The sequence below is a fragment of the Halomonas sp. Mc5H-6 genome (genome assembly GCF_024124705.1).
GTDB lineage: Bacteria > Pseudomonadota > Gammaproteobacteria > Pseudomonadales > Halomonadaceae > Vreelandella > Vreelandella subterranea.
Map to the genome: position 1 here is coordinate 258,536 of NZ_JAMXSI010000002.1, position 25,959 is coordinate 284,494.

At 56.2% G+C, this 25,959-nt stretch carries 23 protein-coding genes; 11 read left to right on the forward strand and 12 right to left on the reverse strand.

Annotation, left to right across the window (positions count from 1 at the left end):
* Positions 1-50 precede the first annotated feature (50 nt).
* From rpsU to rpoD, 3 genes are all read left to right on the forward strand, one after another.
* Complete coding sequence (rpsU, locus tag NH395_RS04655) at positions 51-266, forward strand: 30S ribosomal protein S21 (RefSeq protein ID WP_007113641.1); 216 nt, start codon at positions 51-53, stop codon at positions 264-266.
* 191 nt (positions 267-457) lie between these two features.
* Positions 458-2,314 carry a DNA primase gene (gene dnaG / locus NH395_RS04660; protein WP_253022739.1) on the forward strand — a complete coding sequence of 619 codons (1,857 nt, stop codon included), beginning with the start codon at positions 458-460 and terminating at the stop codon, positions 2,312-2,314.
* A 233-nt stretch (positions 2,315-2,547) separates the two neighbouring features.
* Positions 2,548-4,392 carry an RNA polymerase sigma factor RpoD gene (gene rpoD / locus NH395_RS04665; protein ID WP_253022741.1) on the forward strand — a complete coding sequence of 615 codons (1,845 nt, stop codon included), beginning with the start codon at positions 2,548-2,550 and terminating at the stop codon, positions 4,390-4,392.
* A gap of 80 nt (positions 4,393-4,472) precedes the next feature.
* On the opposite strand, the gene NH395_RS04670 is transcribed toward rpoD, so the two are convergent.
* Both NH395_RS04670 and NH395_RS04675 read right to left on the reverse strand, forming a co-directional pair.
* A complete protein-coding gene (locus NH395_RS04670; protein ID WP_253022743.1) occupies positions 4,473-5,120 on the reverse strand; it encodes a hypothetical protein in 648 nt (215 codons plus the stop codon).
* Between the two features lie 134 nt (positions 5,121-5,254).
* A complete protein-coding gene (locus NH395_RS04675) occupies positions 5,255-6,151 on the reverse strand; it encodes a LysR family transcriptional regulator (RefSeq protein WP_253022745.1) in 897 nt (298 codons plus the stop codon).
* Between the two features lie 199 nt (positions 6,152-6,350).
* Here NH395_RS04675 and NH395_RS04680 point away from each other — a divergent pair, with 199 nt between their 5' ends.
* The 4 genes from NH395_RS04680 (at position 6,351) to mtgA (ending at position 10,178) form a co-directional block, all read left to right on the forward strand.
* Positions 6,351-7,331 (forward strand): MBL fold metallo-hydrolase, encoded by a 981-nt coding sequence (locus tag NH395_RS04680; RefSeq protein WP_253022747.1) that lies wholly within the window; start codon positions 6,351-6,353, stop codon positions 7,329-7,331.
* Positions 7,332-7,408: 77 nt separating this feature from the next.
* Positions 7,409-8,518, forward strand: coding sequence for an S-(hydroxymethyl)glutathione dehydrogenase/class III alcohol dehydrogenase (locus NH395_RS04685; RefSeq protein WP_253022748.1), 1,110 nt, complete (start codon positions 7,409-7,411; stop codon positions 8,516-8,518).
* A gap of 72 nt (positions 8,519-8,590) precedes the next feature.
* Positions 8,591-9,445, forward strand: coding sequence for an S-formylglutathione hydrolase (fghA, locus tag NH395_RS04690; protein WP_066319544.1), 855 nt, complete (start codon positions 8,591-8,593; stop codon positions 9,443-9,445).
* A 10-nt stretch (positions 9,446-9,455) separates the two neighbouring features.
* The gene (gene mtgA / locus NH395_RS04695) at positions 9,456-10,178 is read left to right on the forward strand and encodes a monofunctional biosynthetic peptidoglycan transglycosylase (RefSeq protein WP_253022750.1); all 723 of its coding nucleotides are present in this window, start codon (positions 9,456-9,458) and stop codon (positions 10,176-10,178) included.
* A 62-nt stretch (positions 10,179-10,240) separates the two neighbouring features.
* Here the strand turns inward: mtgA and NH395_RS04700 are convergent, their stop codons facing one another.
* Together NH395_RS04700 and NH395_RS04705 are read right to left on the reverse strand one after the other, a co-directional pair.
* Positions 10,241-10,930 (reverse strand): EAL domain-containing protein, encoded by a 690-nt coding sequence (locus tag NH395_RS04700; RefSeq protein WP_253023079.1) that lies wholly within the window; start codon positions 10,928-10,930, stop codon positions 10,241-10,243.
* 109 nt (positions 10,931-11,039) lie between these two features.
* Positions 11,040-11,978: a DMT family transporter gene (locus NH395_RS04705; protein ID WP_253022752.1), complete on the reverse strand. Its 939-nt coding sequence runs from the start codon at positions 11,976-11,978 to the stop codon at positions 11,040-11,042.
* Positions 11,979-12,132: 154 nt separating this feature from the next.
* Between NH395_RS04705 and NH395_RS04710 the strand changes: the two genes are divergently transcribed.
* The 3 genes from NH395_RS04710 to NH395_RS04720 all read left to right on the forward strand — a co-directional run bounded on the left by NH395_RS04710 (position 12,133) and on the right by NH395_RS04720 (position 15,368).
* Complete coding sequence (locus tag NH395_RS04710) at positions 12,133-12,522, forward strand: DUF4168 domain-containing protein (RefSeq protein WP_253022754.1); 390 nt, start codon at positions 12,133-12,135, stop codon at positions 12,520-12,522.
* A 208-nt stretch (positions 12,523-12,730) separates the two neighbouring features.
* Positions 12,731-14,641, forward strand: a complete 1,911-nt coding sequence (locus NH395_RS04715) for a DUF294 nucleotidyltransferase-like domain-containing protein (protein ID WP_253022756.1) — start codon at positions 12,731-12,733, stop codon at positions 14,639-14,641.
* Position 14,642: 1 nt separating this feature from the next.
* Positions 14,643-15,368 carry a 3'-5' exonuclease gene (locus NH395_RS04720; RefSeq protein WP_253022758.1) on the forward strand — a complete coding sequence of 242 codons (726 nt, stop codon included), beginning with the start codon at positions 14,643-14,645 and terminating at the stop codon, positions 15,366-15,368.
* Positions 15,369-15,455: 87 nt separating this feature from the next.
* On the opposite strand, the gene NH395_RS04725 is transcribed toward NH395_RS04720, so the two are convergent.
* From NH395_RS04725 to NH395_RS04745, 5 genes are all read right to left on the reverse strand, one after another.
* On the reverse strand, positions 15,456-17,099 hold the full coding sequence (locus tag NH395_RS04725) for a BCCT family transporter (protein ID WP_253022760.1): 1,644 nt from the start codon (positions 17,097-17,099) through the stop codon (positions 15,456-15,458).
* Positions 17,100-17,137: 38 nt separating this feature from the next.
* Positions 17,138-17,560, reverse strand: a complete 423-nt coding sequence (locus NH395_RS04730) for a universal stress protein (RefSeq protein ID WP_253022762.1) — start codon at positions 17,558-17,560, stop codon at positions 17,138-17,140.
* A 144-nt stretch (positions 17,561-17,704) separates the two neighbouring features.
* Positions 17,705-18,577, reverse strand: coding sequence for a glycine betaine ABC transporter substrate-binding protein (locus tag NH395_RS04735; RefSeq protein ID WP_253022764.1), 873 nt, complete (start codon positions 18,575-18,577; stop codon positions 17,705-17,707).
* Between the two features lie 149 nt (positions 18,578-18,726).
* Positions 18,727-19,557 carry a proline/glycine betaine ABC transporter permease gene (locus tag NH395_RS04740; RefSeq protein ID WP_066319567.1) on the reverse strand — a complete coding sequence of 277 codons (831 nt, stop codon included), beginning with the start codon at positions 19,555-19,557 and terminating at the stop codon, positions 18,727-18,729.
* A 2-nt stretch (positions 19,558-19,559) separates the two neighbouring features.
* Entirely contained in the window at positions 19,560-20,759 is a 1,200-nt protein-coding gene (locus NH395_RS04745) for a glycine betaine/L-proline ABC transporter ATP-binding protein (RefSeq protein WP_253022766.1), read from the reverse strand.
* A gap of 513 nt (positions 20,760-21,272) precedes the next feature.
* On the opposite strand from NH395_RS04745, the gene NH395_RS04750 reads away from it, so the two are divergent.
* On the forward strand, positions 21,273-21,737 hold the full coding sequence (locus tag NH395_RS04750) for a hypothetical protein (protein WP_253022767.1): 465 nt from the start codon (positions 21,273-21,275) through the stop codon (positions 21,735-21,737).
* A gap of 128 nt (positions 21,738-21,865) precedes the next feature.
* Here NH395_RS04750 and NH395_RS04755 read toward each other — a convergent pair whose 3' ends face one another.
* From NH395_RS04755 to NH395_RS04765, 3 genes are read right to left on the reverse strand one after another with little or no spacing between them, the layout of a single operon-like run.
* Positions 21,866-23,272, reverse strand: a complete 1,407-nt coding sequence (locus NH395_RS04755; RefSeq protein ID WP_253022769.1) for a sigma-54 dependent transcriptional regulator — start codon at positions 23,270-23,272, stop codon at positions 21,866-21,868.
* A 5-nt stretch (positions 23,273-23,277) separates the two neighbouring features.
* Positions 23,278-24,723 carry an ATP-binding protein gene (locus NH395_RS04760; RefSeq protein WP_253022771.1) on the reverse strand — a complete coding sequence of 482 codons (1,446 nt, stop codon included), beginning with the start codon at positions 24,721-24,723 and terminating at the stop codon, positions 23,278-23,280.
* Positions 24,724-24,764: 41 nt separating this feature from the next.
* On the reverse strand, positions 24,765-25,925 hold the full coding sequence (locus tag NH395_RS04765; protein ID WP_253022773.1) for a PQQ-dependent sugar dehydrogenase: 1,161 nt from the start codon (positions 25,923-25,925) through the stop codon (positions 24,765-24,767).
* Positions 25,926-25,959: the final 34 nt, after the last annotated feature.

The window sequence follows — 25,959 nt, forward strand, 5'->3', positions numbered from 1 at the left end:
GGTGTACGTACTATCCGAACTCAAGACTCCTTAAGGTAGGTGAGTGCTTAATGCCTTCTGTAAAAGTACGTGATAACGAGCCGTTTGACGTCGCCCTGCGTCGCTTCAAGCGTTCTTGCGAAAAAGCTGGCGTTCTCTCTGAAGTACGTCGTCGCGAGCACTACGAGAAGCCGACTGCTGAGCGCAAGCGCAAAGCGGCTGCGGCCGTAAAGCGTCACGCCAAGAAGATTCAGCGTGAACAAAAGCGTTTCGAACGGCTCTATTGATCCGTACCGAAACACGCTGTGTTATGCATAGTGTGTTTTTAGAGGGATGCCGAGCGGCCGCCATCTAGGTGGCCGCTTGTTTTGCGTTTATCAAAGCGTGTTTAAGGTGATCGGGCATGGCCGTCTATGGCGACAGTGTCTGATGACGTTAGGTTCGCAAATTAGCGCCCCGCGCGAGGATGCCTGCATCCATGGCTGGCCAAATTCCACAGCGTTTTATCGACGATCTTCTGGGCCGCGTTGATGTGGTGGAGGTGGTCGGTGAGCGTGTACAGCTGAAAAAGGCAGGCCGCAACTACTCGGGGCTATGTCCTTTCCATCAAGAGAAAACCCCTTCGTTTACGGTGAGCGCCGACAAGCAGTTCTATCACTGTTTTGGCTGTGGGGCACACGGCAATGCGCTGCGGTTTTTGATGGAGTACGACAAGCTGCCGTTTCCCGAAGCAGTTGAGCAGTTGGCCGGGCGCTTGGGGATTGAAGTGCCCCGGGAAGGGGCTGATGACCCGCGCGCTCAGCAGCGCGAAAAAAAGCGTAAAGAGGGCGTTAACCTGCTTGAGCTTGCCGCCAGCTTTTACCGCGAACGGCTTAAGATGCAGGAGGGTGGCGAAGCCAAGCGGTACCTGCATGAGCGTGGTCTTTCCAGTGATGTCATCAGTGACTATGGCATTGGCTATGCACCAGGGGGTTGGGAAGCGCTCAAGCAACATCTGAGCGAGCGGGGTGTCAGCGAGTCGGTACAGATTGAATATGGTCTGTTGATTCACCGTGAAGACACGGGGCGCACCTACGACCGCTTTCGTGACCGGGTCATGTTCCCGATTCGTGATCTGCGCGGTCGAACAATCGCTTTCGGTGGTCGGGTCATGGGGGATGGTCAGCCCAAGTACCTCAATTCCCCGGAAACCCCCGTGTTTCATAAAGGACGTGAGCTTTACGGCCTTTATGAAGCCCGCCAGGCTTCCAGCAGGCTTGAGCAGCTGGTGATGGTCGAGGGCTACATGGACGTCGTGGCGCTGGCCCAGTACGGCATCCATAATGCCGTGGCCACTCTGGGGACGGCCACCACGGAAGACCACTTGAGTCGCCTGTTCCGTCTTGTGGGGCGCGTGGTGTTCTGTTTCGACGGTGACCGGGCTGGCCGCGAGGCGGCCAGTCGGGCACTTGAAACCGCGTTGCCGATGATGATTGACGGCCGAGAGGCGCGGTTCCTGTTTCTGCCGGAAGGCGATGACCCGGATACGCTGGTACGCCGCGAAGGAACCGAGGCTTTTCAGGATCGTGTCACCTGTGCAATGCCGCTGTCCGAATTTCTCTTCGAGCAGGCAGCCCAGGGGCGTGACCTGAATACCGTGGAGGGGCGTGAACGGTTTGCCAGTCAGGTGCTTGAGGCATTGGACAAGGTGCCGGACGGCATGCTCAAGTCATTGATGCTCGAGGCGCTTGCCAAGCGTAGCGGCTTGGCTCAGGCGCAGTTGAAAGAACTGCTTGAAAAGCGTGTCAAGGCGGTGGCGCGCCAGCAGCAGACGCGTGGGGAGTCGGTTGAAGCCGCCGGTACGGCGGATTCCAGGCAGAAGAGCGCGCCTGGGCGTCGGTCGGTTCGTGAGCAGGCGCTGTCTCCGGTTGGACGAATTATACAGCTACTGCTTCACGAACCCGGCCTGGTGGCGAGCCTGCCTGAGAGCGACGCCTGGTTGCCGGATAGTGACGGGCCGGAGGGTAGTGATGTGCGTCTCTGCCAGGAATTGCTGGCACTCTTGAGGGCCGGGCGTTATCGCAGTCCTCAGGTGGTTCTGGCGCATTTTCAAGGCAGTGCGGAGGGCGCCCGGCTGGCTGATTTTGCAAAGCGGGAACTGTTGATTCCCAGGGCAACGCGGGAAACAGAGTTAACGGGGTTAGTGGCACATTTGAACCATGTACAGCGCCAGCAGTCGCCGCGGGAGGAATATGACGCATTGCTGGCGCAAGAGCGCGACGGGCAAAAGCTAGATAAAGCACAGCGGCAGCGTCTGGCTAGCTTGGTAATGGAACTGTCCCGGCGACCACATTAACGCTGCTTGTGCAGCATGACATGAAGAGAGGCGGGTTGAATTATTACCGTGCCGCCTCCAGATCTAATACCACGGGTTAAAAAGTGGCTAACCAATCAACCTAACACACCTGAATGACAGCGCAAATACACAAACTGGAAAAACTCAAGCCATTCACGCTATAATGTCAGGCTTGCAGGTTTTTACATCAGCGCTTCAGGTGCTTCATTCTTCTTCGTCGAGATAGGGTTTCTATGGCTGGAAATGCACAGCAGCAGTCGCGTCTGAAGGAGTTGATCGCGCGCGGCAAGGAACAGGGTTACCTGACCTATGCCGAGGTCAACGACCATCTACCCGAGGATATCGCCGACCCGGATCAAGTGGAAGACATCATTGGCATGATCAACGACATGGGTATCAGTGTCGTTGAAGAAGCGCCAGATGAAGACACTTTGATGATGTCGGATCACTCCACGGACGAGTCCGCTGCGGAGGAGGCCGTTGCGGCCCTTGCCGCCGTGGAAAGCGACGTCGGTCGCACTACCGACCCGGTGCGCATGTACATGCGTGAAATGGGTACGGTTGAGCTCTTGACCCGCGAAGGCGAAATTGAAATCGCCAAGCGGATTGAAGAGGGAACACGCGAAGTCATGTCGGCGCTGGCCTATTTGCCTGGTGCCGTGTCCTCTATTTTGGACGCCTACGACGCGACACAGGATGAAGAGGCCCCCGGTCGGCTGTCCGACCTCTTCTCGGGGTTTATCGATCCGGATGAAGGGATCCCCGGCGTGGCGGAAGCAGAAGTGCCCGAACCGGAGCCCGTGTCAGAGATTGATGAAGACGTTGAAGGCGACGACGAAGACGATGAGTCCACCGCGAGTGAAGGCGGCCCGGATCCCGAAGAGGCGCGTGCGCGTTTTGAACAGATTCGTGAGCAGAACGCAGCGGTGGAAGCGGCCTTTGCCAAGTACGGTCGTGGAAGTGCCGAGCTGAAAGCAGAGCAGGCGCGTCTGGCGGTGCTGTTCTCCCCGATCAAGCTGGTGCCTAAGCATTTCGAACGGTTGGTGGGGCAGGTGCGCATTAGCATTGAGCAGGTGCGTGCCCAGGAAAAAGCCGTCATGCAGATGTGCGTGAAGAAAGCCAAGGTGCCGCGCAAGACCTTTATCAAGTCGTTTCCGGGCAGCGAGTCAGACCCGAAATGGCTGGATGCGTTTCAGTCCGAGCAGCCTAAGTACGCCGACCGCCTGGAATCGCTGCGTGCCGATATTGCCCGCTGTCAGCGCAAGATTGCCTTTGAAGAGGACATGGTGCAGCTTAAAGTGTCTGACCTGAAAGAGGTCAACCGCAAGCTGTCGATCGGCGAAGCGAAAGCCCGCCGTGCCAAGAAAGAGATGGTGGAAGCCAACCTGCGTTTGGTGATCTCGATTGCCAAGAAGTATACCAATCGCGGTTTGCAGTTCCTGGATCTGATTCAGGAAGGCAATATTGGTCTGATGAAAGCGGTCGACAAGTTCGAATATCGCCGTGGCTACAAGTTCTCGACTTATGCAACCTGGTGGATTCGTCAGGCGATTACCCGGTCGATTGCCGATCAGGCCCGTACGATCCGTATTCCGGTGCACATGATCGAAACGATCAACAAGCTCAACCGCGTATCGCGTCAGATGCTGCAGGAAATGGGCCGCGAGCCGACACCGGAAGAACTGGGTGAGCGCCTGGAAATGCCGGAAGATAAGGTCCGCAAGGTGCTCAAGATTGCCAAAGAGCCGATCTCCATGGAGACGCCCATTGGCGACGACGACGACTCGCACCTGGGTGACTTTATCGAAGACGGCACCATGCTGCTGCCGATCGATCTGGCCACCGGCGAAGGCTTGGTCGAAGCCACGCGCAATGTGTTGGGTGGTTTGACGGCGCGTGAGGCCAAGGTGCTGCGCATGCGGTTTGGTATCGATATGAACACCGACCACACGCTTGAAGAGGTCGGCAAACAGTTCGATGTGACCCGTGAGCGAATTCGCCAGATTGAAGCCAAGGCGTTACGTAAGCTGCGTCATCCGAGCCGCTCCGAGCCTCTGCGTTCGTTCCTCGACGAGTAACCCGGAAGGCTTGAAGTGGTATTAAAAAACCCCGCCGTTTATCGAACGGCGGGGTTTTTCTGTATGGCGAGTATATGAGGCTATGGGGCCTGCTTGCGCGCCCGGTGGACGCGGCGAGCAAGCAGTAGCAGCTCCAGGGTGGCGATAAGAATCAAGCTGTAACCGAGCAGCTCAACCACCTCTTCAGCGACGCTCTTGAACGTTCCTGAGTAGCTATCTTCAAGCACGGCTTGCCAAAACTCTTGCCGCCCGTAGAGGCGAGAAAAAATGTAGGTGGTCAGCACCCCGGCGGTAAACAAGCCAAACGCAAAAGTATTGCTGTAGTCAGCAAACTCATCCAGAAAGCGCTGGCGATGTTTGATGACGAAGAAAAGCGTCGGCAATACAATCAGCGCAACCAGTGCCTTCCATATATGTTCAGCAACGTAGGTGTCTAAAAAATGATCCTGTTCGCGTACCAGTGAGGCGGCAACGAACCCCAGAAGCAGCAACGTAACGGTTGGCCAGACCTTCAGTACCTGTCGAGTGTAGATCAACATCGCGCAGCATGTTGCCAATACCAGTGTTTGCGTAAACTCGGTAAAGCCAAGTTCTGAAAAGCGAATATCGGGAAGATACAGGGCTTCTAAATAGGCACCTTGCGCGATAGCGCCAATAAATAACACGTACAGCACGGCACGCAAAAAAACGACTCGAAAGCCGATGGGCCAGGAAGGGGGGGAAGACATACCAACGTCCTTTGTGGTTAAGCAGCAAGCTTAATGGGTATAAAGCAATCAAGCGTAGATATTCATTATATCGTCACATTTCCGTGTTGGCACGCCGAGTTCGCTTGGTATTTTTCCATATAGGGGCGGAGCGGTTAGCGCCATTGAGTGTCAGGTAGCACCTGACCAATATGCTCGACAAGATAATCCACTAGTTGGCGTATCTTGGGTGAAAGATGTCGGTGGCGGGGGTAAACCGCCCATACCCCGGTATCGTGGTGTTGAAAGGGTTCCAATACGGCTACCAGTTCGCCATTGGCGAGATAAGGCGCGACGTAATAGTCAGGCAGTTGCGCGAGGCCCAGGCCCTTGCGTGTGGCGTCGAGCAGGGCTGGCCCTGAATTGGCCTGCCAGCAACCGTTGACCTTGACTTCACGTCGCTGGCCATTGACTTCAAACAGCCAGTTTGGCCGCGAACCCACCAGGCAGCGATGCTGGCTCAGTTCGCCGAGCGTATGGGGCCGGGTCGCCTGGCGAAAGTAGGCTTGAGAGCCAACAATATACTCACGGCGTTTGCATAGGCGTCGGGCAATCAAGCTGGAATCTTTAAGGACACCCATGCGAATCGCAATATCAAAGCCTTCATCGATCAACTCGACCGGACGGTTGGTGAAGTGCATCTGCACGTCCAATTGAGGGTGCAGGCATTGAAAATCGTTGACCAGCGGTGCGATGTAGCGTTCGCCAAAGGTCGTTGCCGAGGTGAGTTTCAATACGCCGTGGGGTTTGCCCTGTTGTTCACTCAGTGCCTGTTCGGCATCACGCAAGCCGTCAAACAGATGTCGACAGTGTTCTACGTAGATAGAACCTGCATCGGTCAGGCGGATTTGTCGGGTCGTCCGGTACAGTAGCTGAACGCCCAGCTGGTTCTCGAGTTGGCTGACTAGGCGGCTGATGTGAGAGGTCGATACTTTCAGGTGGCGCGCTGCTGCCGAGAAGCTTTCCAGACGGACCACCTCAATGAAGGCTTCAATTCGGTCCCAGCGCTGCATGCGATTCACCTGCTTGAGTTTGGATTGTTGCACAATAGCAATAATCTTATGAGTGTATCCCGCTTTATTCTTGTCGGCTAGCTGACCTACACTGTGACCAGTTACGTCGTTGTGTACTGGCTTTGTAAAGTGAGCCGCCGTGAATTTTGGATAACCGCAAACCATTGGCGTAACAGCTTTTTAAACCAGGAGGTGATGGATGTCTCACTATCAGTGGGTTCCGGCAGTAGGTAAAGCAGCAATAACCCTGACGTTAGGCGTGTCATTAAATGCGGTAGCAGCGCCTGACCAACGGCCAGAGCAGGTATCGGGCTGGTTCAGGATGATGGTTGATGACCACGAAGTCACCGCGCTATACGACGGCTATACGGCGATAGAAACGCAGTTGCTCAAGGGCATGGAGCAAGAGGAGATACGTGAGCACCTCAATGCGTTGTTCATCGACTCCGAAGATGGCGTTCAGACCGCCGTCAATGCGTTTCTGATCAATACCGGTGAAAACCTTGTCCTGGTGGATGCCGGGTCGTCGGCGTGCTTTGGTCCGACGCTTGGCCATGTTGAAGACAATATGCGTGCGTCCGGTTACCAGCCAGAGGACGTGGACACCATCCTGATGACCCACCTTCACCCGGACCATGTTTGCGGGTTGACCCGCAACGGTGAGGCGGTGTATCCCAATGCCGAGCTGCGGGCTAGCCAGCAGGATGCCGACTTCTGGCTGAGTGAGTCGCGTGCGGAAGCTGCGGCTGAGGGCCAGCGTGCCTTTTTCGAGATGGCTCAGGACGCCGTGGCACCCTACGTGGCGGATGGCCGTTTTACTCCCTTTGAGCCGGGCGACGAGATGCTGATGGGCATCGTGGCGCAGGATACCCACGGCCATACCCCGGGCCACACCAGCTTCATGTTGAGCGGAGACGATGATGCCATGCTGGTTTGGGGGGATGTGGTGCATAGCTACGGCGTGCAGTTTGATGATCCCACGGTCGCCATCGAGTTTGATTCCGACCCCGAGCAGGCCATTGAAACCCGTCAGGCCGTGCTTGAAGAGGCCGTCAACGGCAAGCATTGGGTCGCTGGCGCACATATGCCGTTCCCGGGGATCGGGCATATTATCGAGGATGGCGACGGTTATCAGTGGCTACCCATTGAGTATCAACCGATTACGTCCGACGAAGAGTAAACACTACTCCGACGAAGAGTAAACACTACGCCCGCGCTGAATGGCGCGGTGCTGACAGGCTGTAAAGGAGCAATAGAATGAAGTCACGTGCGGCGGTAGCACTGGAAGCGGGCAAACCCCTGGAACTGGTCGAGATTGACGTAGAGGGGCCCAAGGCAGGCGAAGTGCTGGTCAAGATGGCGGCAACCAGCGTGTGCCATACCGATGCCTATACGCTTTCTGGCGCAGACCCTGAGGGCAATTTTCCTTCTGTACTGGGCCACGAAGGGGCTGGCGTTGTGCAAGAGGTTGGCGAAGGCGTGACCAGCCTTAAGCCCGGTGACCACGTTATTCCTCTCTATACGGCCGAATGCGGGCAGTGCAAGTTCTGTCTTTCGGGCAAGACCAATTTGTGCGGTAGCGTACGCGCCACCCAGGGCAAGGGGGTGATGCCCGATGGTACCTCGCGCTTTTCGCTGGATGGCAAGATGCTTCACCATTACATGGGGACGTCCACGTTCAGCGAATACACTGTGTTGCCCGAAGTCTCCCTGGCAGCAGTGTCTAAAGAGGCACCGATGGATAAAATCTGCCTCCTGGGTTGTGGCGTGACCACCGGCATTGGCGCTGTGCTGAACACCGCCAAGGTTGAGCCGGGCGCGACGATTGCGGTCTTCGGTCTAGGGGCGATCGGCCTGGCGGTGATTCAGGGCGCGGCCATGGCCAAAGCGTCGAAAATCATTGCGATCGATGTCAATCCGGATAAATTTGAACTGGCCAAGCAGTTTGGCGCCACGGACTTCGTCAACCCCAAAGACTACAGCGACCCGATTCAGCAGGTCGTGGTGGATATGACCGACGGCGGGGTTGATTACTCCTTTGAGTGCATCGGCAACGTCAACGTCATGCGTTCCGCGCTTGAGTGCTGCCACAAAGGCTGGGGTGAATCGATCATCATCGGGGTGGCCGGTGCCGGTGAGGAAATTTCCACTCGGCCCTTCCAACTGGTGACCGGTCGGGTCTGGAAAGGCTCCGCTTTTGGCGGTGTAAAAGGGCGTACCGAACTGCCCGGCTATGTCGAGCGCTACATGAACGGTGAGATCAATATCGACGACTTCATTACCCACGATATGCCGTTTGAGAAGATCAATGAGGCATTCGATTTACTGCACGCGGGCAAGAGCATTCGTACCGTCCTGCATTACTGAGTATGATAGTACGAACAACACAGGGCGCGGCGGGGCTACCCGCCGCGCTTGCTGCTTTAAAGGAGCCTGCTCATGAGCATGAGTGAAACCCTGGAACTGGTGTCGGCCAACCGCAGCCACGGTGGCTGGCATAAACGTTATCGGCATTACTCCCGTGCGCTGGATTGCGACATGGTGTTTGCGGTTTATTTGCCACCTCAGGCCGAGGAAGAGCGGGTGCCGCTGTTATGGTGGCTCTCGGGGCTAACCTGTACCGACGAAAACTTCATGCAAAAAGCCGGTGCGCATCGTCTGGCAGCGGAGTTGGGTATCGCGATCGTCTGCCCTGATACCAGCCCGCGAGGGACCGACTTGCCGGGCGAGCACGATAGCTATGACCTTGGTTCTGGTGCGGGCTTTTACGTCAATGCCACCCAGGCGCCGTGGAAGCCGCAATACCGCATGTACGATTATGTGATCGAGGAACTGCCATCCGTCGTTCGCCAGCACTTTCCGGTAAATGGCCGCGAATCCATCAGCGGGCACTCGATGGGCGGTCACGGCGCCCTCATCATGGCACTGCGCCACCCGGGGCGCTTTCGTTCGGTATCGGCATTTGCTCCGATTGTTAACCCAATGAACTGTCCGTGGGGGGAAAAGGCGTTTTCCAACTACCTGGGAGACGATCCGGCACAATGGCGCCAGTATGATGCCTGCGAACTGGTGGCCAATGGCGCTTCGCGGCAACGCCTGTTTATCGACCAGGGCGAAGCCGACCAATTCCTTGACGAGCAGCTCAAGCCTGAACGCCTTGAGGCCGTGTGCGAAGCCCATGATCATCCGCTTACCCTGCGTCGGCAACCTGGCTATGACCATAGCTACTTCTTCATTGCGACCTTTATCGACGACCATCTTCGCTACCATGCCGACCACTTGTTGAAGCGGTGAGGAAGCTTTTATGTTGAAACGTACGCTGCGTCGCTCGGCAAGCTGGCTATGGTGGTGGGTCTGGCGTGGCGTATTTCTGTTTGTGGTGCTATCAGTGAGCCTGGTGATGCTTTTTCGCGTGGTGCCTCCACCGGGTTCGATGGTCATGGTCGAGCGTAAAATCCAGAGCTGGGTGCACAGCGAGCCGATACAGCTGCAGCGCCAATGGCGGAGCTGGTCGCAGCTTGCCGACTCGGCGAAAGTCGCGGTTATGGCGGCGGAAGATCAGCGATTTCCCCACCACCATGGTTTCGATCTCACTGAGCTTCGCCGCGCCCTGCAGGTCAGCATGGACGGTGGGCGCTTGAGGGGAGCCAGTACCATCAGTCAGCAAACCGCCAAGAACGTCTTCCTATGGACGGGCAGAAGCTGGGCGCGTAAAGGGCTCGAAGCCTGGTTTACCGTGCTCATTGAGCTGATATGGGGCAAACAGCGAATCCTCGAAGTCTACCTCAATGTTGCCGAGTGGGATGTCGGCGTGTTCGGGTTGGAAGCGGCCGCGCAGCACTATTTTGGTGTCCCAGCCAGCGCGCTGACCGATCGCCAGGCCAGTCTTCTGGCCGCCATATTACCCAGCCCGCTAACACGCAGTGCCTCGCGTCCAAGCCCCCAAGTGGAGCAACGCAGCCAGTGGGTGCGCCAACAGATGCGTAATCTGGGCGGTGCCAGCTATCTGCAACACATCGCCGATTGATGACGCTGCGGCGTCAGCGCCGGCGGCAACCCGGCGCCACCGGTCTGGATTGCCTGGCTGAACTAGTCGTAAAGAGCGTCGTCGATGACTGCAAGCGCTTCCAGTTGCGGGCGGGCAAAGTAGAAACCCTGCTGTACCGGAATGCCCAGCGCCATCAGGCAGCGCGATTCCTCCCGGGTTTCCACGCCTTCCGCTACCAATTGGGTCCCCAGCGTATCCGCCAGCGCCACCAGGCTGCGCAGAATCGCCTGGCGGCGCTTGTTATTGTTGCAATCCATGACAATCTCACGGTCAACCTTCAGGGTATCCGGGCCCAGGTCGGTGAGCAGATCCAGGTTCGCGTAGCCGTTTCCGAAGTCGTCAAGGGAGGTGGTAAAGCCCATCGCCCGGTAACTCTCGATAATGTTACGCATGTGCTGCCGATCCTGAACGCGCTCGGTCTCGGTGATCTCGAAGTTCAGCCGTTCGGTAGGCCATCCCACCCGCTTGGAGGTTTCCAGGGTCGCCTGGATACACGCCTCTGGTTCGTAAACGGCATTAGGCAGGAAGTTGATCGATAAACGCGCCTGCATGTCCAGCATGCTGGCTAATTCAATCGCTTTTATGCGGCAGGCTTGATCGAACCGATAGAGTAAGTTGTCGGTGACCTTTTCAAGAATCGATCCCGCCGACTCGCCACTGGGCCCTCGTACCAGCGCTTCGTAATAAACCACCTGCCGTGCGGCGACATCGACAATGGGTTGAAAGGCCATGGTAAAGGCGAAGGGAACCGGGGTATCACACCGGTTACAGCGCCCATCCACACGCGCGCAATGGTGATGTTCAGACGTCTTCATACTAGCCCTGAGAAACTCTATATCGTTATGTTGGTGATGCCTTTACAGCGGGTTTGCGCACCGTCAGTACAACGCCGGTGATAGCAATGAACATCCCTCCGAGCCCTACCCAGGAAAGCCGTTCATCGAATAGCCACCACGCTTGTAGTGCGGTGACGGGTGGCACCAGATAAAACAGGCTCGCCACCCGGGACGCTTCGCCGCGCTTGATCAGCGCCATCAATAGAAGAATAGCGGCTATCGATAGAATCAGTACTAACCAACCAAGCGTCAAGATAAAAGTGAGTGACCAGGTGACGTCGCGTGTTTCGAATAACAGCGCTCCAACACCCAATACCCCACCCGCAGCAAGGTATTGAATGACGGCCCCCGAAAGCAGCGGCATACGCGTGCAAAAGCGTTTCTGGTAAAGCGTGCCCAGCGAAATGCCCATTAAAGCGGCCATCACACTCAACAGGGCGCCCAGCCCAAAACCACTGAATAGCGATTGCCCCAGCTCCAGTTGACTGCCGAGTACCGCACTGATACCGAGCAAACCCAAACCCAGCCCCAGCCACTGCTGCCTGGCCAGGCGCTCACCCAACAGCGGGCCGGCACAGGCGGCCGTCAGCAGGGGTTGCAGGCCGACCAACAGCGACGCCAAACCGGCAGGCATGCCAAGCGAAATCCCATAGAAGACGCCACCTAGATAGGTTCCGTGAACAAGGAGACCTGAAATGGCGATGTGGATCCATAACCTGGGTGATGAAGGCCAGGATATTTTGAGTATCCATACCAGCGGCGTCAGCAGTAGCACCGTCATCACAAAGCGAATAAATAGAAATGTGAAGGGCTCTGCGTAGGGGAGGCCGAACTTGGCGCCAATAAAGCCGGTGCTCCAAAGCAGCACAAAGAGTGCAGGCATGGCGAGTAATCCGAGTGAGGCGGCATCCCGCTGGCGTACGAGTGATATAACACCTTTCATAGGGTTCTCATCATAAGGTTCTCAGTCTTCATTATGGGTTGAGGGTTTTTACTTATCGTTCTTGTTACATAACTTTACTCAAAAATTTGAACCTCGGCGCTGTGGCCGCGTCACAATAAGCACATTCATAACGTGTTAACTGAGGTTCTTTTATATGCAACGTATGACTGCCCTGTTTTCTGCCGCACTGCTCGCGACTGGTCTGATGACGGCAACGGCTCATGCCCAGCAGGATCAAGAGTCCACACAGGGCTCGATGGCCACTCAAGAAGCGGCACCGACGCAAGACTTTTCTGATGAACAGCTTCAGCAGTTTGCCGATGCATCACAAGAGATTGCGGTCATCTCGCAGGAATACACGCAGCGTCTGCAGGAAGCCGACGATGAAGCCGCTCAACAGGAAGTCCGTACCGAAGCCAATGACCGCATGATTGAAGTCGTTGAAGACAGCGGCCTAGATGTTGATACGTTCAACGCCATCGGTCAAACAATCCAGCAGGATCCTGAAATGATGCAGCGTGTTCAGGAAATGGCAGAATCGTAAGCAGTCATTGAGCGTTGCACCCAGTTGTAACGTCATTCTATGGCATCGCTACGTAGCGGTCTTTAAGCCCGGCGCAAAAAGCGTCGGGCTTTTTCGTGGTTAGGGTTTACGGGTCTTGTGCTTCGCGCCACACTTGTGTAAATGCCCGTATTAGCGTGGATACGAGGCCAGGTGTTGAAGTCCGGTTATACGGTCTGGGGAGAGAGCATTGGACGTCGAACTACTAGAAATACGCCAGCATATGGGGCAGCACCCCCCTTTCGATAGGCTTTCGGACAGCTTGCTGGATGAAATCGCCAGCCATGTCGAGGTCAGTTATTTCAAGACCGGCAGCGACATCCTGACGCTAAACGATACGGTGTCCGACCTGTGCTATATCCGTAGCGGTGCCGTCGAGGTGTATCGGCGGCAGGGAGACCTCTATAACCGGCTGGGGGAAGGCGATATCTTTGGTCACTTCAGCTTGTTGCGTAACCAGAAGGTGCGCTTTCCGGCCAAGGCTATCGAAGACACGCTGCTTTACTTTATCCCCAAAGCTGTATTTCAGCAGCTGTGCGAGGAGGACGAGGACTTCGCTGATTTCGTCGAAGTGGAACGTCCGCGACTGGAAACCGCCGCAGAGCAGCAAAAGAAATCCAACGACATGATGGTGACGCGGATCCGCAAGCTGGTGGTGCGTTACCCGGTCATGGTGGAAGCATCGACCACGGTGCAGCAAGCGGCCCAACAGGTGAGTCAGGCTCAAGCCTCAGCCGTCTTGGTGCTTAAAGAAGGCAGCAGCAATCCGCGTTATAGCTTCAAGGATAGCGAAGGGCAAACCTGGCAGGTATGCGGCATCTTGACCGACAGTGATTTTCGAACCCGGGTTGTGGCCGAAGGCCTCTCGCCCCAAACGCCGGTGGGAGAGGTGGTCTCCTCACGGCTTATCACGGTTCAGTCGGACGTTTCGATCTACGAAGCAATGCTCACCATGCTGCGTAACAATGTTCACCACCTGCCGGTGCTTTATCGTCAGCGGCCAATGGGGGTGGTGCACCTCTCCGATATCATTCGCTATGAAACCCACAGCGGGCTTTATCTGGTGAGCAATATTTTCCACCAGTCGAGCATCGAGGGATTGGCGCGTTTGGCACCTGACGTGAGTGCCTCCTTTGTCAGGATGGTTCAGGAGGGAGCCAATTCCCACATGGTGGGCAGTGCGCTCTCGACCATCGGGCGCAGTTTTTCGCGCCGTCTGCTGGAGCTTGCCGAGGAGAAACTGGGCCCACCGCCGGTGGCCTATTGTTTCATGGTCAACGGGTCGATGGCGCGCAATGAGCAGAGCATCGTCACTGACCAGGATAATGCACTGATTCTGTCAGACGACTTTATTCCCGAGGAGCACGATGAGTACTTCAAGGCACTGGCAGGCTTTGTAAGTGATGGCCTGGATGCCTGTGGCTATACTTACTGCAAGGGCGACGTGATGGCGACCAACTCACAGTGGCGTCAGCCGTTGCGTGTCTGGAAAAGCTACTTTACCGACTGGATCAATAACCCAACCCCGGAAAGGCTGCTGCACAGCTCGATCTTTTTCGATCTTGATAGCCTCTACGGCGAAGACCTTTTCGTGGAAGCGCTCCAGGACTTGATTGCTGAAAAGGCCCCGCAGTCGCCGCTCTTCTTGGCCGCCATGGCGCGTAATGCCCTGAATCGAACACCGCCGCTGGGCTTTTTCCGCACTTTTGTAATGGAAAAAGACGGTAAGCATAATAACTCCATCAACTTGAAGCGTCGTGGTACAGCGCCCATGGTCGACCTGATCCGTGTGCATGCGTTGGCCTGCGGCTCAAAAGCCCAGAACACTTTCCAGCGGCTGGACGACATTGCCAATACGCAACTCCTGGCCACCGGGATGAGCGACAAGTTGAGCTATGCCTTTGAGTTCATGTGCATGTCGCGCATTCGCCATCAAGTGATCGATCTGCAGGAAGAGCGCGTACCTGACAATAATATCGAGCCGGAGAACGTGGCCGATAGTGAACGGCACAACTTGAAAGATGCCTTTCAGGTACTCAGCAATGCGCAAAAGTTTCTGAAGTTCCGCTATCCCGTGCCATCTAGCCGGACGGGACGCTAATATGACGTTTATTCGACCGCGCCGGAAAATCACCCAGGCAGACTGGGCGCTGTATACGCAAAAACGTGCACCGCTGGCCCAGGATCCGGCCATTCAGCGTTTTTTCGAGACGCCACCTCCGAGTCTCGATACACCCATTGCCGAGGTGCCGATGGTCGCGCTGGACATGGAAACGACGGGGCTGGATGAGCGTCGCCATGCCATTGTTAGCATCGGGCTGGTGCCGTTTACGTTAGGACGCATCAAACTTGCCGAGCGGCGCTACTGGGTGGTGAAACCGCCGCGCCCGCTTAATGAAGCCTCAATTACCTTCCACCACATCACCCACTCCGAGATTGCCAATGCCCCGGATCTGGATGCGGTTATCAATCCCCTTCTGGAAGCCTTGGCAGGGCGTATTGTAGTGGTGCACTTTCGCCATATTGAACGTCCGTTTTTGGATGCGGCGATCAAGGCGCGGCGCGGTGAGGGCGTCATGTTTCCGATGATTGATACGATGTCGCTTGAAGCGCGGCTTCACCGCCAGAAGCTATGGGCGCGTTTTCGTCGCTGGTTGGGGCGTCCGCCAGTGTCTATTCGCCTTGATGCCAGCCGCCGTCGCTATGGGTTGCCGAGTTACCAAGGGCATCATGCGCTGATCGATGCCATGGCGACGGCGGAGCTGTTGCAGGCACAGATTGCAACCCACTATGAACCCAGCACACCCTTAAGTGCGCTTTGGACTTGATGCTAAAAGCGTCACCCAGATTTTTTCGAGCATAAAAAAAACGGGCAGCCCATTGGGCTGCCCGTTCAAGCTTGATGCGGGGGGCTTTTAGACGGCTTTTGGCTCGCTCATCAAGCCCTTGATAATGGCATAGCAGGCCACCAGCAGGATAATGGTGAACGGGAAGCCGGTCGAGACCGCCATGGTTTGCAGCGCGGTGAGGCCGCCACCGAGCAGCAGAGCGATCGCGAGCGCCCCTTCGATGATTGCCCAGAACACACGCTGAGGTTTCGGTGCATCGACCTTGCCGCCAGCGGTAATGGAGTCAATTACCAGCGAGCCTGAATCCGACGAGGTCACGAAGAACACGATGACCAGCACAATGGCCACGAACGACGTGATCTGCGATAGCGGCAACTGCTCCAGCATGATGAACAGCTGCAGGTCGATACCTGCATCGCGAACGGCGTCGATGCCCTGGCTGAGGTATTGGTCGATCGCCGTACCGCCAAAGGTGGTCATCCACAAGACGGACACGATGGAGGGAACGAGGAGAACTGATACCATGAACTCGCGCACGGTACGGCCACGCGATACGCGGGCGATGAACATGCCGACGTACGGCGACCAGGAAATCCACCATGCCCAGTAGAAGGCCGTCCAGCCTTGGCTGAAGTTGGCATCTTCGCGGCCAAACGGGTTAGACAGCGCAGGCAGGTGCACCACGTAGTCAAGCAGGTTTTCAAAGAAGCCTGTGGCAATCAGCAGCGTCGGTCCGACCGCAATGACGAAGAACAGCAAGGCGGCGGCCATGGCGATGTTGATCTTGGATAGCAGCTGTACACCTTTATCTACACCGGCCAGTATCGAGCCGATCGCAATGATCGTAATACCGATAATCAGCAAAATCATGGTGATATCGGACTCTGGGGCACCAAACAGGTAGGTCAAACCGGCGGCGGCCTGCGTGGCGCCTAGGCCGAGCGAGGTGGTCAGGCCAAACAGTGTGGCAAACACAGCCAGAATATCGATAAGGTGACCCGGCCAGCCCCATACGCGTTCGCCCAGAAGAGGGTAAAAAACCGAGCGCATGGAGAGTGGAAGCCCTTTATTGAAAGCAAACAGCGCAAGTGACAATGCTACCACGGCGTAGATCGCCCACGGGTGGAGGCCCCAGTGGAAAATCGTCGCTGCCATGCCCAAGGCCACTGCGCCTGCTTCGTCGCCTTCGGCACCACCCAACGGTGCCCAACTGCCACCGTCAAAAGACGTGCCAAAGTGGGTCAATGGCTCATTGACGCCGTAGAACATCAGACCAATGCCCATGCCAGCAGCAAACAGCATCGAGAACCAGCCCATATAGGTAAAATCAGGTTTGGCATTGGCACCGCCAATCCGGATTTTGCCTAATGGGGAAATGATCAGACCGATACACAGGATGACGAATATGTTGGCCGCCAGGATAAAGAACCAGGCGAGATTGCCTGTCAGGAAGCTGAAGACTGAGTCATAGATTGGCGCGATGGTGTCTTGAAGGGCCAACGTGAGTATGACGAAAAGAAGTACGACGATGGAAGATATGGTGAAAACCTTGCCGTGTAGGTCAAGGTTAACCCCCATCGTTTTGGTCGTGATGTTGTCCTGACCGATAACGTAATCGGTATCGATCAGGTTGGCTGGCCCCTCCGGAGCAGGAATCCCTTCCGAAGGAGCGTTCTCATCTGGCGATTGGTCTTGCGATTTGTTATCCACAAAGGTGCTCCCTTATTTATTTACAACAATACGTCGCTTTATTTGCTCGGGCGAAGCAGGAAGACGGAGGCGTCGGTGTGTGTGGCTACCTTGCCGCCATGAGAGGGCATGACAATATCCAGATGGCGTGGCAAATGGGTCGCCATCATGACCAGATCTGCGCCCGTTTCATCGATCGCTTTCACCAACAAGTCGTCAACATTGGCAACCGGGTCGGTCGAGCTATAGACCTTGATGCTGACGGGCTGCCCATGAACCTTATGACGCTCCTGAGCGAAGGCGTCCAGCTTTTGTTCGTACTCCTGGGGTGTGCGAGCGATGCTGGTAGGGGTGTTGGCCGTAACGCCGACGTAGGTAATCGTCGCGTCATACTGTTTGGCCATGTCCGCGACAACGCTTAAAGCGGGCTCCAGCGTTTCCAGATGGGCAAGATCTACTGGCACCATAATGTTCTTAAACACGGCAAGCTCCTCACTATACTTTTGTAATGATCAACATTAGCCAAATATATGCCGGTCATCGCTATGGTTTAGACGAGATGTAAACAACTGAACTGGTGCGCAAGGTACGCACCAGTTCATCTCTTCTATCGTCCAGGCAAGGAATTAGTTGCTAATCCATTCCTCTACTACGTCCTGGTTATCTTCAACCCACTGTTTTGCATTTTCGTAGGGGTCGCTGTCTTCTTCCTGGTTCATGAGCATGACCTCGCCCATCTGTTCAGGCGTCCACTCGAAGGCATCAAGAATGGCATAGGCTTCCGGCATGTCTTCTTCCAGGCCATCGCGCACGACAGTGTGAATCTGCTCGGCGCCGCCGTAGACGTTTTCCGGGTCTTCCAGGTATTTCACGTCAAAGCGGGCGAACATCCAGTGCGGTGTCCAGCCCGTAACGACGATGTCTTCCTCGTTTTCAATAGCGCTTGCGAGTGCGGCGGTCATGGTGGCACCGCTGCCGCTGCGCAATTGAAGATCAAGATCATAGGTATCCACAACCTCTTCGGTGAGGGACATCAAGCCCGCACCAGGATCAATACCGATAATCTCGCCGTTAAAGTCGTCGGCGTTGTCGTTCAGGTCGGCGATGGAGTCGACATCGGTGTACTCGGGAACCACCAGGCCTAGCTTGGTGCCATCCAGGTTGGGTCCGAGGTCGTCGACGTTGTCGCCAACGCGTTCCATATAGTTCTCATGGGTCGAAGGCAGCCAGGCTGCCACAATCGCGTCGGCATCCCCGGTAGACAGTGCCTGGAACATGGCCGCCGCCGAGAGCGATGTCATATCGACATCGTAGCCTTCTTGCTCAAGTACAGCGCGAACCACGTTGGTTGACGCGACTTCAGATGACCACTCTACATAAGCCAGGTTGACGGTGCCTTTGTCCTGGGCCTGGACCATGCCACCAGCGGCAAGGCCAGCGCCTGAGACGAGTGCCAACGAGGCGAGACGGATACGGCGATTCAACATACGAGTTTTCATTCACTTGCTCCCTTGGATGGAGAGGTGGTATTAGCCACCTCAAACAAAGTCGTGTTTACTTCGTATCGCATACAGCATGGGCATGTATCCCATGCTGTGCAAGTCCCACCAGCTTGAACGCCGGTGCCGTAAAAGGCCAGTAGGGACTTTTAACGGCGCGACTTACTGAACGATTGGGTCAAGCGATCAAGCACCATGGCGAGAATAACAACCGCAATACCGGCTTCAAAGCCGTCACCCGGGCGTAGACGTTGGATGGCACGCCATACTTCGCTGCCCAGACCATCTGCGCCGATCATGGCGGCGATGACCACCATGGAGAGCGCCAGCATAATCGTTTGGTTAATGCCCGCCATGACCGTCGGAAGCGATAACGGCAGCTGCACCTTGAAAAGCTTCTGACCGCGGGTCGCTCCGTAGGCATCGGCGGCTTCAATCAGCTCGACGGGTACCTGGCGAATGCCGAGGGTGGTGAAGCGAATCGCTGGCGGCATCGAGAAAATGACGGTCGCAAAAATGGCCGAGACCGAACCGATCCCGAAAAACGGGATGGCCGGAATCAAGTACACAAACGCCGGCATGGTCTGCATGAAGTCGAGTATCGGCATGATAACGCGGTACAGGCGCTGAGATAGCGCAGCGGCGATGCCGACCGGAATCGCCATGACCACGGCCACCAGCGTGGCGATGACCACCAGGGTCAAGGTTTCGATCATGGGATCCCAGAGTCCCAGGTTCCATATCAAGGCCATCCCGGCGGCTGCGCCGATGGCAAGGCGCGGTGATGCGGCTTTCCAGCACAACAGCGCGATAATGGCCAATAATGCCCATGGCGGGAGCCACATCAGGCCATCATTGAGACCGCCGATCCCGGTTTGTGTAACCCTAGAAATGGCACGTGTGACCAGTGAGTATTCACTGGTCAGCCAGGTCAGACTGCTTTCAATCCAGTAACCTAACGGAATGCTTGGAATATCCATGATTATTCTCCTGCCCGAGCGAGTTCATCGAGTACTGCCCCTTTCACCACGACGCCGAGCAGCCGTTGCTGTTCGTCTATCACGGCGATTGGGAAGCTCTTATCGCTGAACATGGCGAACAGGTTATGAAGCGGTTCGTCAGTGGTGACTTTGCGAAAATCTTGGGTAATGTAATCGTTGATCGTATCCGCACCGGCTTCGATGGCGCGGCTGGCGGCGTCGGCCTCGAGAAGCCCGAGCAGCTTGCGGTCTCGATCTGTGACGTAAATGGAGTCGAGGCTGTGATCACGCATGCGGCGAAGCGCCGTGCGCGGACCGTCGCTCTCACGAGAGGTTGAACGCACCGGACGCATGGCACTCTCGGCCGTCAGGATGCGCGAGCGGTCAACGCCTTCGATAAAGCGGCGCACGTAGTCGTCGGCGGGCTTGGTCAGGATGTCTTCTGGGGTGCCGATTTGCACAACTTCACCGTCCTTCAACAGCACGATGCGGTCGCCAATATTCAGTGCTTCGTCCAGGTCGTGAGTAATGAAGACGGTGGTTTTCTGCATTCTGGACTGCAGCTGAAGGAGTTCCTGCTGCATATCCTTGCGAATCAAGGGATCAAGCGCCGAGAAGGCTTCGTCCATCAGCAGGACGCTGGCATCGTTTGCCAGTGCCCGGGCAAGACCAACCCGCTGCTGCATACCGCCGGATAGCTGGTTGGGATACGCATCCTCCCAACCATCCAGGCCTACCTGGGTGAGTGACTCGCGCGCCTTTTTATCACGTTCGGCGGGCGCGATGCCGCGGATTTCCAAGCCAAACTGGGCGTTCTGCAGCACCGTTTTATGGGGGAAGAGGGCAAAATTCTGAAACACCATAGAAAAGTGCCGACGACGGCACTCGAGCAGGGCCTTCTCGCTCAGCGAAGGGATATGCTCATCGTCGATGAGTATATCCCCTTCGCTGGTGTCGATGAGTCGGTTGAGGCAGCGGATTAGGGTGGATTTACCCGACCCCGATAGCCCCATGATGACCAGTAGCTCGCCTTCATAAACATCAAAAGAGATGTCGGAAAGCCCCAGTGTTTGGCCCGTTTTTTCAAGAATTTCAGGGCGTTTTAATCCCTGGTCGCGAAGTTTGAGAGCGCTTTTGGGATTTTTCCCAAAGACCTTGCTTACGCCTCTTACCTGAATTTTGACATTTCGTGTCTCGTCCATCGGCGATGCCTTTTGTTAACTGGGTTAGGTGCTGGCGCCTGTTTGGCCACAAAAAATGACCCATAAGGCCAGCGAATACCGTCACCCATAAGTAGAAAGATGAGATGAAGTGCTAAAAAGATTACCAATTATTATACATAAGTGTTTTGGGTGTGTCACAACGCCTCGCCAGGGGTGGCTGCATAGTGTCTCATGTGTCATTTTTCACCCACTGGCCAGCGCGACACAGGCCCAAAAAATATCGGTCATGTTTTTTTAAGATTCTGATTAATATGGTTTTTATTATATATCGGTAAAGGTTGGCGTAGAGTTTGTATGAGGTCTATGTAAATGTACTCTATATTGACTTTACTCAAGTCTTTAGTGAACGATAATTACCTGATTAAACGCAATATAAACGCATGTACAGTAAGCAACCCACACAGATGTAGATTGAAAATTGCTGTCTGTGAACTTGTTGCTCAATGCTGACGTCACAGGGCAGTAACGTCCAAGCTGGAATGGAGTAAGCGCGTGAAGTTATATCGTTTTAATGGTCAATCAAGTGTCCTGGCAGCCTTGCTTTTGAGCGGTGCTCTACTGGCAGGCTGCGGTCAGGAAGAAGAAGCAGATGGCACAGCCGTGCCAGAGGCAACAACCCAGGACCAGCAGAATAGCGAAGCAGCCGACGGAGCTTCCACCCAGGATGATCAGTTCGTTTCTGAGCAGGAAAATGATCCGGCGATGGAAAGCGAAGCAGGCATGCAAGGTGAGTCGGGAATGGAAGGCGAATCCACTGGCACTGAGGTCGCACAAGAGGGCGAGCCATTGGCAGGTGACGCCACTGAAGAGCCTGGCTTTGGTGATGGTACGGATCCCATGCCCGGTGACGGCGAGGATGCAAGCGATCTGTCAGCAAATGACTCAGATAGCGTTGATAGCAGCGGTGGCGATCAGTCAGAAAACGCGGATAGCGAGGAAGAAGATAGCAGCCAGTAAGTCAGTTTAGTTACCAAGTCCCTACGATGGTAAACCGTCCAACTGTTTGTTCCCTGCGGTTGTTTCCACGGTTTATCATCCCTTCAGCCCCCGCGCCCGCGGGGGCTTTTTTTAGCTATCCGTTTTAATCAGGACTCTTCGCTATCTTCCAGGCGACGGTAAAGCGTGCGGCGGGCGATGCCCAACACTTCTGCGGTGCGCCGTTTGTTGCCGCCTGTCGCTTCCAATACCTTGCGGATGTAACGCTTCTCGACTTCTTCCAGGCTGGGCCAGGGCGCCGCTGTGGCCGCAGGCATCCTGGGTGTGGGTAGCACTTCACCGGTAACCGTCGCGGTGGTCTGGGCGGCATCCTGAGAGAGTTGTTCGCGCAGTCGTTCAGGCAGGTGCTGATGGCGTAGCGTGCCATCTTCACTGAGCGTAACGGCGCGCATAATGGCATTTTCAAGTTCGCGTACGTTACCGGGGTAGGGGTAGTGGAGCAGGCAGTGCAGCGCATCGGGCTCGATTTGCTCAATCTGTTTGTGCTGAGCGTCGGCATGCTTGTCGATCAGGGTGAATACCAGGTGCTCAATGTCGGGGCCACGCTCACGCAAGGGGGGAATGCGTAACGAGAAGGTTTCCAACCGGTAGAATAAATCGCTTCGAAAGTTGGCCTGCTCGATTTCCTTTTCCAAATGCCGATGTGTGGCGGCGATGATCCGTACATCAACCGGTTCTTCGCGCTCGCCGCCAACGGGGCGGACGGTTTTTTCCTGCAGCGCGCGGAGCAGTTTTGCCTGAAGGTTGATCGGCATTTCGCCGATTTCATCCAGGAAGAGACTCCCGCCCTGGGCGCTGTGAAAGAGGCCCTGTCGTGCCTCATTGGCGCCGGTAAAGGCCCCTTTAACGTGGCCAAAAAACTCGCTTTCCATCAGCTCTGCGGGAATGCTGGCGCAATTGACCGCCACAAAAGGCGCATCGTGACGCCAGCTTTCCTGATGAATCGCCTGGGCCAGAAGTTCCTTGCCGGTGCCGCTTTCACCCAGCAGCAGAATGGGGGCATCACTTTTTGCCAGGCGCGAGGCGTCCTTGAACAGCGCCTGCATGGCGTCGCTTTGACCCACGATGCCGTGAAAGTGGCTAGTGCCAGCCACGTGGGACACCGCCAGGCGCTGGCGTTCCAGCACGCGAAATACCGATTCCCGCACGGCGTCGAGATCCAGCGGTTTGGTCAGGAAGTCGTCGGCCCCAAGCTTGAGCGCTTCAACGGCCTGATCAATGGTACCAAAGGCCGTAATCACAATAATGCCCAGCTCACTGACTTCATGACGTAGCTGCTGGAGCAGTTGAATGCCGCTGATACCCGGCAGGCGTACATCGGTAATGATCAGGGATACTGCCGTGTGGCTTAACAGGGCAATGGCATCCTCCGCGCTGGAAACACCGTGGGTAGCGTAACCAGCGTCCTGTAACTCTTCTTCCAGCAGCTCGCGTATGGCGCTGTCATCTTCCACTACCAACAAAGGTAAAAAATGTTCCGGGTGCTTCACAGACATGGCCCTCATGCAGGTGTGGTGTCGTAAAGAGGCAGCGTGATTTCAAAACCGGCGCCGCCCAGGGGGCTGTTGAAAACGCCGATTGTGCCGCCATGATCGTTGATGATTCGATGTACCATGGAAAGCCCTAACCCGCTGCCCTGGCCAACGGGTTTGGTGGTAAAGAAAGGGTCAAAAACCTGTTGATGGTGCGAGGTGGGGATACCAGGGCCGTCATCCTCAACCCATAAATGAAGCTCGTGTTCCTGCTGATCGGCGCGGACACGGATGTGACGAACGCCCTCAGCCTGGGCCGCATTGCGCAACAGGTTGGTCAGTACCTGGATAATTTGCTGCCCGTTGGCCAGTAATGTTGGCGTTGGTCGGGGCAGGTGGGTTTCCAGATATACCCCACGGGGTTCCAGTTCGTCTTCCACCAGGGCGCTGGCGTTATGCATCAACTCGTCGAGGGGTTGCTGGTCTTTTTCAACGTTATGCTGGCGGCCCAGCTCCATCAGTTGACGGACAATCTCGACGATTCGTTCCACCTCGCCGCGAATACGGCTCAACCGGGCACGTTCGTCGTCGCCGATGACATCACGCCGGGCCAGACGCTGCGCCTGGCCGTTGATCACGGTCAGCGGTGCGCCTATTTCGTGGGCGACCCCCGCCGCGAGGACGCCCAGCTCGGCAAGCTTCTTGGATTTACGCAGCCGCTTTTCAAGCTCGATTTCGCGCTGTTGGCGATCTTCGATATCGTGGTCTTTTTCGGCCATGGCATCCAGCATGCCGTTAAGCCCTGATGCCAGCCGTCGATATTCCGCAGGCCCTTCAATGTTGGCACGCTGACTACGATCCCCTTCCTCGACGCGCTGCATGACCATCAGCAAACGATTCAAGGGCCGTTCGATATACTGACGAAACCCCCACCAGATGCTCAATACAATGCCCGCGGCGCCAAACACGAACACCAGCCCGGCCACGATGCTGAGAAACCCGGTGTAGTTTTCGATGCCGGTATTCAAACGGTTGACCTGCAGCACGCCACTTATTTCACCATCCGGTGTGCGCAGGGGCTTGAGGGCCGAGTAGTAGGTCCAGCCTTCAAACTGTCGGTAGTCACCGTAAAGTTCGTCGTCCTCGATCACCTGCTGGATATCCTCGCGGCTGAAAAGCTCACGGCCGAGCCCCAGGCCGTAAACTTCTCGCCCGTTGGTATCGAACACATAGGCCCCGTAGATGCGATGAAAAGAGAAAGCGGCCTCCAGCGCTTCCTCGAGCGAGGCGTCACTTTCCCGGGCAACGGCATAGCCCAGCGTCGTACTTAGCGCATGGGTGATCATGTCGACTTCATTCTGCAGCTTCGAGCGAACGTTATCTTCCATGGACTTGATCGCCACCAGGCTAAACACCACTAATACAACGAATAGCGGGACAATGACGGTCAAAATAATCAAATTTCGTAAACGCATGCGTTAACCGGGGTTATGAATCGTCAATAAGCGAATAGCCGTTAGTCGACGGGACGTAGACGATAAAGACCACCGTCGGGGGCATCAGTCAGCAGATAAATAGCCTCGTCAGGCCCCTGACGCACGTCGCGGATGCGGCCGATCTCTCCATCAAGGATAACTTCGTGGCGAGCCACCTGATTATCTTCGATCTGCAGCCTGACCAACTGTTCACTGCTCAGGCCGCCTGCTAGCAACTGGCCTTGCCAATCGCCAAAAGCGCTACTGGTGACTTCTGCCAGACCGGACGGCGCAAACCGGCCTTCGAATACGTACACCGGGTCAACCATACCGGGTTTGGAGGCTTCGCCAATCGGTTCGTTGGTCGCATAGTCGTTGCCTCGGCTGACCTCGGGCCAGCCGTAGTTTTCACCCGCCATCAGGCGATTCAGCTCATCGCCGGTTCTTGGGCCATGTTCCGTAGCCCAGGGTTCGCCATCTTGCCGGACCACCAGGCCCTGAATGTTGCGGTTGCCCTGGGTGTAGATTTCATCAAGCGTGGATGGATCGCCCACAAAGGGGTTGTCGTCGGGTGCGTTGCCGGTGTCGGTCAGGCGCAGTGTAGAGCCTGCGTGATCGTCATCAGCCTGGGCTCGGGACGGCTCTTGGCCGCGATCGCCAATGCTCATCAGTAGGGTGCCGTCCGGCAGCCAGGCAAGGCGTGAGCCGTAATGGCGTCCCGGTGAGGAAGCGCGATCCTGGGCAAACAGATGTTCGACATCACCCAACTTATCCCCCTGCCACTTCACACGGGACAGCGCGCTGCGACTGCCCCCGTCCGCGGGTTCGCTCCAGGTGAAATAGACCCAGTCATGATCACCGTCGCCAAATTGCGGGTGCAGGGCAATATCCAGGAGTCCGCCCTGGCCGCGTTGGCTGACGTCGGGCAACCCGTCGAGGGCACGCGGTTCGCCGCCCTCGGCGTCAATCACGTTCAACTGCCCAGGCCGCTCGCTGACCAGAAAACGACCGTCCGGGAGTATGGCGACCGACCAGGGATTTTGGAGACCACCAGCAACCTTTTCGACTGAAAAGGTGAGTTGATCGCTCTCGATAGGTTCCTCGAACATTTCTGCGGCGCTGACTGGAGCGCTGCCGAATAATCCAAAGAGAACAGCGGCCAACCAGCGTTGACGTAATACAGAAACAGATAAGCGGCGCATTGGGGCTCTCCCAAAAGGTGGCAGATATTGGGCG

Coding starts and splice junctions, on each gene's coding strand:
- rpsU (WP_007113641.1), top strand. CDS start 51: ATGCCTTCTGTAAAAGTACGTGATAACGAGCCGTTTGACGTCGCCCTG.
- dnaG (WP_253022739.1), top strand. CDS start 458: ATGGCTGGCCAAATTCCACAGCGTTTTATCGACGATCTTCTGGGCCGC.
- rpoD (WP_253022741.1), top strand. CDS start 2,548: ATGGCTGGAAATGCACAGCAGCAGTCGCGTCTGAAGGAGTTGATCGCG.
- NH395_RS04670 (WP_253022743.1), bottom strand. CDS start 5,120: ATGTCTTCCCCCCCTTCCTGGCCCATCGGCTTTCGAGTCGTTTTTTTG.
- NH395_RS04675 (WP_253022745.1), bottom strand. CDS start 6,151: ATGCAGCGCTGGGACCGAATTGAAGCCTTCATTGAGGTGGTCCGTCTG.
- NH395_RS04680 (WP_253022747.1), top strand. CDS start 6,351: ATGTCTCACTATCAGTGGGTTCCGGCAGTAGGTAAAGCAGCAATAACC.
- NH395_RS04685 (WP_253022748.1), top strand. CDS start 7,409: ATGAAGTCACGTGCGGCGGTAGCACTGGAAGCGGGCAAACCCCTGGAA.
- fghA (WP_066319544.1), top strand. CDS start 8,591: ATGAGCATGAGTGAAACCCTGGAACTGGTGTCGGCCAACCGCAGCCAC.
- mtgA (WP_253022750.1), top strand. CDS start 9,456: ATGTTGAAACGTACGCTGCGTCGCTCGGCAAGCTGGCTATGGTGGTGG.
- NH395_RS04700 (WP_253023079.1), bottom strand. CDS start 10,930: ATGGCCTTTCAACCCATTGTCGATGTCGCCGCACGGCAGGTGGTTTAT.
- NH395_RS04705 (WP_253022752.1), bottom strand. CDS start 11,978: ATGAAAGGTGTTATATCACTCGTACGCCAGCGGGATGCCGCCTCACTC.
- NH395_RS04710 (WP_253022754.1), top strand. CDS start 12,133: ATGCAACGTATGACTGCCCTGTTTTCTGCCGCACTGCTCGCGACTGGT.
- NH395_RS04720 (WP_253022758.1), top strand. CDS start 14,643: ATGACGTTTATTCGACCGCGCCGGAAAATCACCCAGGCAGACTGGGCG.
- NH395_RS04735 (WP_253022764.1), bottom strand. CDS start 18,577: ATGAAAACTCGTATGTTGAATCGCCGTATCCGTCTCGCCTCGTTGGCA.
- NH395_RS04740 (WP_066319567.1), bottom strand. CDS start 19,557: ATGGATATTCCAAGCATTCCGTTAGGTTACTGGATTGAAAGCAGTCTG.
- NH395_RS04745 (WP_253022766.1), bottom strand. CDS start 20,759: ATGGACGAGACACGAAATGTCAAAATTCAGGTAAGAGGCGTAAGCAAG.
- NH395_RS04755 (WP_253022769.1), bottom strand. CDS start 23,272: ATGTCTGTGAAGCACCCGGAACATTTTTTACCTTTGTTGGTAGTGGAA.
- NH395_RS04760 (WP_253022771.1), bottom strand. CDS start 24,723: ATGCGTTTACGAAATTTGATTATTTTGACCGTCATTGTCCCGCTATTC.
- NH395_RS04765 (WP_253022773.1), bottom strand. CDS start 25,925: ATGCGCCGCTTATCTGTTTCTGTATTACGTCAACGCTGGTTGGCCGCT.